8 protein-coding genes are annotated in these 5,618 nt (G+C 69.0%); 6 read left to right on the forward strand and 2 right to left on the reverse strand.

What is annotated here, in order from left to right; genetic code table 11:
- Positions 1 to 271: 271 nt before the first annotated feature.
- Together ACOJSF_RS13415 and ACOJSF_RS13420 are read right to left on the reverse strand one after the other, a co-directional pair.
- Positions 272 to 985, reverse strand: coding sequence for a PEPxxWA-CTERM sorting domain-containing protein (locus ACOJSF_RS13415; RefSeq protein ID WP_420142698.1), 714 nt, complete (start codon positions 983 to 985; stop codon positions 272 to 274).
- 471 nt (positions 986 to 1,456) lie between these two features.
- Entirely contained in the window at positions 1,457 to 1,933 is a 477-nt protein-coding gene (locus ACOJSF_RS13420; protein ID WP_420142699.1) for an SspB family protein, read from the reverse strand.
- Positions 1,934 to 2,008: 75 nt separating this feature from the next.
- On the opposite strand from ACOJSF_RS13420, the gene hisB reads away from it, so the two are divergent.
- Genes hisB through ACOJSF_RS13450 form a run of 6 tightly spaced genes read left to right on the forward strand, consistent with a single transcriptional unit; the run spans position 2,009 to position 5,435 of the window.
- Complete coding sequence (hisB, locus tag ACOJSF_RS13425) at positions 2,009 to 2,605, forward strand: imidazoleglycerol-phosphate dehydratase HisB (RefSeq protein ID WP_420142700.1); 597 nt, start codon at positions 2,009 to 2,011, stop codon at positions 2,603 to 2,605.
- A complete protein-coding gene (gene hisH / locus ACOJSF_RS13430) occupies positions 2,598 to 3,218 on the forward strand; it encodes an imidazole glycerol phosphate synthase subunit HisH (protein ID WP_420142701.1) in 621 nt (206 codons plus the stop codon). Before hisB ends, hisH begins: the two co-directional genes overlap by 8 nt.
- Positions 3,219 to 3,959: a 1-(5-phosphoribosyl)-5-[(5-phosphoribosylamino)methylideneamino]imidazole-4-carboxamide isomerase gene (gene hisA / locus ACOJSF_RS13435; protein WP_420142702.1), complete on the forward strand. Its 741-nt coding sequence runs from the start codon at positions 3,219 to 3,221 to the stop codon at positions 3,957 to 3,959.
- A gap of 1 nt (position 3,960) precedes the next feature.
- Entirely contained in the window at positions 3,961 to 4,731 is a 771-nt protein-coding gene (hisF, locus tag ACOJSF_RS13440) for an imidazole glycerol phosphate synthase subunit HisF (RefSeq protein WP_420142703.1), read from the forward strand.
- 9 nt (positions 4,732 to 4,740) lie between these two features.
- Entirely contained in the window at positions 4,741 to 5,058 is a 318-nt protein-coding gene (locus ACOJSF_RS13445) for a phosphoribosyl-ATP diphosphatase (protein ID WP_420142704.1), read from the forward strand.
- Positions 5,058 to 5,435, forward strand: coding sequence for a histidine triad nucleotide-binding protein (locus tag ACOJSF_RS13450; RefSeq protein ID WP_420142705.1), 378 nt, complete (start codon positions 5,058 to 5,060; stop codon positions 5,433 to 5,435). The genes ACOJSF_RS13445 and ACOJSF_RS13450 overlap by 1 nt, the downstream gene beginning before the upstream one ends.
- The last annotated feature ends 183 nt before the right edge of the window (positions 5,436 to 5,618 follow it).

Raw genomic sequence — 5,618 nt, forward strand, 5'->3', positions numbered from 1 at the left:
TCCGCCGCCGCCGTCCGGCGCTCGGCACCGCCGCGTGAAGGGATGGGGGAGCGTTACGCCGCTCCCCTTGACCCCCGTTCACGCCCCCACAACCGTCGCCCCCTTCCAGCGTCGCCCCTGCGCAGGCAGGGGCCCATGGCTCGTCCGCCCTGCGGTGGCGTGGAGGCGAGAGAAATAGGCCCCTGCCTGCGCAGGGGCGACGCTGGAAGGGGGCGACGGTTGGGGGCGTGAACGGGAGTCAAGGGGGAGCGGCGTACTGCTCCCCATCCCCTCACGCGACGGCGCGATGCGCCGGACGGCGGCGGCGGAGCGCGGTGCCGACCAGGCCGAAGCCGCCGATCATCATCGCCCAGCTCGCCGGTTCGGGCACCGGGGCCAGCGTCTCGCTGTCGATGAGCTCGACCTTCGTGCCCGTCCCCTTGCCGGTGTAGAGGCCGACCGTGTGATTGTCGGATTCATAGCCGCCGCCATAGGTGGGCTTTTCGGCGAATTCGATCTGGTCGAAGGTCAGGCCGCCATTGGCGAAGAAGTTGAGGAAGATGTAGGGCTCGCCTGAATTGCGGCGGTCGCCGCGCGTCGCGCCCGTGCCGGGCTTTCCGTAATATTGGTCCTTGTCGGCGGTCGGCGCATTGTCGACCGCGCGCAGGACGTCGTTGGCGTCGAAGCTGAACAGCTTCTGGCCCTTGCTGTAGAAGCTGACGGTGTTGCCGGCGTCGAGCGCCGACAGCCAGTAGCCGAAATAATTGACGCCCTGATCGAGCGCCAGAGCATAGCCCGAATTGTTGAACGCCACGGCATAATTGCCGGTGTTGCCCGCCCCGCCATATTGATCGGAGCCAAGGATCCGCACGTCGCCGCCGGTGCTGGAGCGATAAGTGCCGGTGAAGGGGCTGCCGCCGAAATCGGTGGCGAACGAGCCCGCCGAGGCGCGGTTGTCGAACGTTTCGACCCCAACCCGGGCGAAGGTCGCTGAGCTGTTGGTCATGCCCGCGCGTTCGGATTCGTATCGAACCTCGAACGCGGTCGCGGCCATGGCCGAACCCGCCCCGGCCGTCATCGCCAGGGCAACACACGCATACGCAAACTTGTTTACCATCACAGGACTTCCCGCTGCTTGATGCGGGGCGTGTAGCAATGTTTAAGAGCGTCACAATATTATAAGAGAGTTAACGGCAGCAATATTGATAGTTAACTTCGACGACGAACGTTTTTAGATCAGAAGTGTCACGAAATGTAGCGATTTGTTGTTTAACGTAACAATAACTATAGTACCGCGTCAGGCGTGACACCGCTGGCCTGCGCGGGCGGGCTGTCGCTCTTCGGCGTGCGGCGGGGAGGCGAGAGAGATGGGCCCCTGCCTGCGCAGGGGCGACGGTTGTGGGGATGTGGGCGACGCTTGCGCCGGGTCGCCTTGGAGCGGCCTTGGAGGCGGGCGGCCGGCAGGCCGCGCCGCGCGTCAGCGCTTGCGGGTGAAATCCACCGAGACGACGTTCGAGCCGTCCTCGGCCGGCTTGACCACCGGATCGTTTTCGGGCGCGTGGATCTCCTCGGGCTCCTGATTGTCGGCCTGCGCCGAGAAATGGAGCGCGAAGTCGACCGCCGGATCCTGGAACGCGGTGATCGCGGCGAAGGGGATGACCAGCTTCGACCCGACCTGGTTGAAGCTGAGCCCGACCTCGAAGCCCGTCGCCGAGACATGAAGGTCCCAGTAGCGGTTCTGGATGACGATCGTCATCTCGTCGGGATAACGTTCGGTCAGGTGGCGCGGAATGTCGACGCCCGGCGCGTGCGTCTTGAACGTGATGTAGAAATGGTGGCTGCCGGGCAGCCCGTCTTTCTCCACCTGGCCCAGCACGCGGCCGACCACGGCGCGCAGCGCGTCCTGGACGATTTCGTCATAGGGAATCAGGCTGTCGGGCGGGCTTTCGCTCATGCGGTCCACCTGAACGCGTGGCGGAGGCGGGTCAAGCGTTGCCTGTCCCGGCATGGGCGCTATAGGCCGCAGCCCATGCGCACCGCATCGATCAGCCGCAAGACCGCCGAGACCGCGATCGACGTCGCCGTCAATCTGGACGGCGCGGGCCTGTATGAAGTGTCGACCGGGATCGGCTTCCTCGACCATATGATCGAGCAGCTTTCGCGCCACTCGCTGATCGACATCGCCCTGAAGTGCGACGGCGACCTCCACATCGACCAGCATCACACGACCGAGGATTCGGCGCTGGCGCTGGGGCAGGCGGTGAAGCAGGCGCTGGGCGACCGGCGCGGCATCACGCGCTACGGCACCGCCTATTCGCCGATGGACGAGACGCTGAGCCGCGTCGCGATCGACATTTCGGGGCGGCCCTACCTCGTCTGGAAGGCGGAATTCACGCAGGCGCGGCTGGGCGAGCTGGACACCGAGCTGATCGAACACTGGTTCCACAGCTTCGCGGGCGAAGTCGGGCTGACGCTGCACATCGAGACGCTGTACGGGCGCAACAACCATCACATCTGCGAGAGCATCTTCAAGGGCCTCGCCCGCGCGCTGCGCCAGGCGGTCGAGATCGATCCGCGCAAGGCGGATTCGATCCCGTCGACGAAGGGCACGCTCGGCGGTGCCTGAGGCGCTCGCGCTCATCGATTATGGCGCGGGCAATCTCCGGTCGGTCGAGAACGCGCTCCGCGCGGCGGGCGCGGCCGACGTGACGGTGACCGCCGATCCCGACAAAGTCGCGCGCGCCGACCGGATCGTGCTGCCCGGAGTCGGCGCGTTCGCGGCGTGCATGGGCGCGCTGGCGGCGATCCCCGGCATGGTCGACGCCATGACCGCGCGCGTGATCGGCGCGGGCGCGCCGTTCCTGGGCGTGTGCGTGGGGATGCAGTTGCTGGCGGATGCGGGCGAGGAATTCGGCACGACCCCGGGGCTCAGCTGGATCGGCGGCACCGTCCGCAGGATCACCCCCGACGAGGCGCAGGCGCGCGTGCCGCACATGGGCTGGAACGACGTCGTGCCCGCGCGGCCGCATCCGCTGATCGCAGGCGGCGAGGCTTATTTCCTCCACAGTTTCGCGTTCGACGCGGCCGATCCGGCGCAGATCGCGGCCACCACCACGCATGGCGGCCCGATCACGGCGGCGGTGGCGCGCGACAATCTGATCGGCGTGCAATTCCATCCCGAGAAGAGCCAGGCCTATGGCCTTGCCCTCCTCGCCCGCTTCCTCGATTGGCGTCCCTGAATGAGCATCACCGTCTACCCCGCGATCGACCTGAAGGACGGCAAGGCCGTGCGCCTGCTGGAAGGCGACATGGATTCCGCGACGATCTTTAACGACGATCCCGCCGCGCAGGCCAACGTCTTTCACGAGGCCGGCGCCGACCACCTCCACGTCGTCGACCTCGACGGCGCCAAGCAGGGCCAGTCGGTCAATGGCGACGTGGTGGCCGAGATCGTCGAGAGCTTTCCCGGCCGGGTGCAGGTGGGCGGCGGCATCCGCGACCGCGCGGCGATCGACCGCTGGCTGGAGCGCGGCGTGTGGCGCGTGGTGATCGGCACCGCAGCCCTCACCCACCCCGACCTGGTGCGCGAGGCGGCGCTGGCGCTGCCGGGCCGGATCGTGGTCGCGGTCGACGCGCGCGACGGGATGGTGACGACGCACGGCTGGTCCGAGAAATCGGACATGACCGCGATCGACCTGTCGAACCGCTTCGCCGACGTGGGCGTGGCGGCGGCCCTGTTCACCGATGTCGGGCGCGACGGGCTGATGAAGGGCTGCAACGTGCGCGCGACGTCCGAACTGGCGCGCAGCACGCGCCTGCCGGTGATCGCGAGCGGGGGCGTGAAGGGGCTGGTCGACATCGCCGATCTCGCCCGCCACGCCTCCGAGGGGATCGAGGGCGTGATCTGCGGGCGCGCGCTCTACGACGGCAAGCTCGACCTGCGCAAAGCGCTCCGCCTCGCGCGCGACGAGCAGATCTGAGGTGAGCGTCCGCGTCCGCGTGATCCCCTGCCTCGACGTGGCGGGGGGCCGGGTGGTCAAGGGCGTGCAGTTCCTCGACCTCGCCGACGCGGGCGATCCGGTCGAACAGGCGCGGGTTTACGACGCGGCGGGGGCGGACGAGCTCTGCTTCCTCGACATCACCGCGAGCCACGAGGCGCGGGGTACGATCCTCGACGTGGTCGCGCGGACGGCGGCGGTATGCTTCATGCCGCTGACGGTGGGCGGCGGCGTGCGCACGCCCGAGGATGCGCGCGCATTTGGGCTGGGGGGCGCCGACCAGGTGGCGATCAATTCGGCGGCGGTGGCGCGGCCCGAGCTGGCGGCGGACATCGCCGACCGCTTCGGCGCGCAATGCGTGGTCGGCGCGGTCGATGCCAAGGCGGTGGCGCCCGGGCGGTGGGAAATCTTCACGAATGGCGGGCGGCGCGCGACGGGCATCGACGCGATCGAGCATGCGGTGCGGCTGGCGAACCTCGGCGCGGGCGTACTGCTGGTCACGTCAATGGACCGCGACGGCACGCCGGGCGGCTACGACCTCGCGCTCACCCGCGCGATCGCCGACGCGGTCGACGTGCCGGTGGTGGCGTCGGGCGGGGTCGGCACGCTCGACGACATGGTCGCGGGCGTGACCGAAGGCCATGCCAGCGCGGTGCTGGCGGCAAGCATCTTCCATTTCGGCCAGCATACGGTGGCGGACGCGCACGCCGCGCTGGCGGCGGCCGGCTTGCCGGTGCGGGCGCACGCGGCGTAGGACGGGCGCATGTCCGACACGCTCGCCCGCCTCGAAGCGACCATCGCCGCCCGGCGCGGCGCGGACCCGGCGTCCTCCTACGTCGCCAGCATGTGCGCCACGGGGCGGCCGCGGCTCGCGCGCCAGGTGGGCGAGGAGGCGGTCGAGGCGATCGTCGCCGCGCGGGCCGAGGACGAGGCCGCGCTGACCGGCGAGGCGGCGGACCTGATCTTCCACCTGATGGTGCTGCTGAACGAGGCCGGCGTGCCGCTGGCCGACGTGCTGGCCGAGCTCGACCGGCGCGAGGGCGTGTCGGGGCATGACGAAAAAGCCGCGAGGACCGACTGATGCCGATCAATGCCGCCGTCGCCTATGACGAGAACAACGTCTTCGCCCGCATCCTGCGCGGCGAGATCCCGGCCAAGACGGTCTACGAGGACAGCTTCGCGCTCGCCTTCCACGACATCGCGCCGCGTGCGCCGGTGCATGTGCTGGTGATCCCCAAGGGGCAATATGTGTCGTGGGACGATTTCGCGGCACGCGCGAGCGACAGCGAGATTGCGGGCTTCGTCCGCGCGGTCGGCACGGTCGCGCGCGAGCACAAGCTGGTCGAGCCGGGTTATCGCGTGCTCGCCAATATCGGCGGGCATGGCGGGCAGGAGGTGCCGCACCTGCACGTCCACCTATTCGGCGGGCGCCCGCTGGGGCCGATGCTGGCGGAATGATCCGGGCGGGGCGGCGAGCGCCGTCCTTACCGGCCTGATCCGACGTTTATGGGGGCCCGAATAACTCCAGCGTTCGTCACCCCGGGCTTGACCCGGGGTCCCGCTTTCCCGGGTGCTGGTGTGCCGTGCCCTGTGGGGAAAGGCTCGTTGCCCCGCCATACGACACAGGACAGTCGTGGCGAG

The organism is Sphingomonas sp., from assembly GCF_048594985.1.
Classification (GTDB): Bacteria; Pseudomonadota; Alphaproteobacteria; order Sphingomonadales; family Sphingomonadaceae; genus Sphingomonas_I.

Coding starts and splice junctions, on each gene's coding strand:
- ACOJSF_RS13415 (WP_420142698.1), bottom strand. CDS start 985: ATGACCAACAGCTCAGCGACCTTCGCCCGGGTTGGGGTCGAAACGTTC.
- ACOJSF_RS13420 (WP_420142699.1), bottom strand. CDS start 1,933: ATGAGCGAAAGCCCGCCCGACAGCCTGATTCCCTATGACGAAATCGTC.
- hisB (WP_420142700.1), top strand. CDS start 2,009: ATGCGCACCGCATCGATCAGCCGCAAGACCGCCGAGACCGCGATCGAC.
- hisA (WP_420142702.1), top strand. CDS start 3,219: ATGAGCATCACCGTCTACCCCGCGATCGACCTGAAGGACGGCAAGGCC.
- ACOJSF_RS13445 (WP_420142704.1), top strand. CDS start 4,741: ATGTCCGACACGCTCGCCCGCCTCGAAGCGACCATCGCCGCCCGGCGC.
- ACOJSF_RS13450 (WP_420142705.1), top strand. CDS start 5,058: ATGCCGATCAATGCCGCCGTCGCCTATGACGAGAACAACGTCTTCGCC.